The following is a 611-nucleotide window of genomic DNA, read 5'->3' on the forward strand; positions in this document are numbered from 1 at the left end:
CTTTCAAAACACTCACTTTCAATTCCCTGCCTGATGGAATAAAAGTACGGATCGTTCAGCTCTTCTTCCTGTGATTGGCAGACAACAATGCCGATGCGCGGGCTTTCCCCGCTTCCTGAGGCATATACCTCGCGGCGCCTGCGCGTGCTTTTATAGCCGAGCCGGGCTGCTATATCCAAAATCCGCTGCCTTGTTTCAGGCGCTACTGATAATGACTGGTCATGGTTCAGAACCCTTGAAACCGTTGTGCTTGATACTTTAGCCTGAAGCGCAATCTCTTTAATCGTCGCCATTTTCATCCCGTCCTGTCTTTGGAATCCGTATTCACTAAACTTTACTAAAAAAATCATAACAAACAAGGTAAAAGTTTTCAATATTAAAAAAAATAAGTTTTTTCAATCGCGATCTTTTTGGACTTCTCTAGATCCGGCTGCTGTTCCTGAAGTGCTTATAAATCGGATTAAGAGTCTATTCAATTTATGGTTTCAATATTAAGACACGGAACTTTTGGCGATTGAAATTTTAAAAGAGCAGACATCTGCCTGCTCTTTTAGTTGTTCTTTTTCTGTATGTTTTTCATAGTTGCCTTATATAACCGCCGTGAAACGATA

Annotated in this window: 1 protein-coding gene; it reads right to left on the reverse strand. The window is 41.2% G+C overall.

What is annotated here, in order from left to right; translation table 11 throughout:
• Positions 1 to 293 (reverse strand): LacI family DNA-binding transcriptional regulator (locus ACWHAR_RS29185; RefSeq protein WP_452088710.1); only part of this gene is annotated, 293 nt, incomplete at its 3' end.
• Between the last annotated feature and the right edge of the window lie 318 nt (positions 294 to 611).

It is taken from the genome of Bacillus sp. LR--39 (assembly GCF_053613335.1).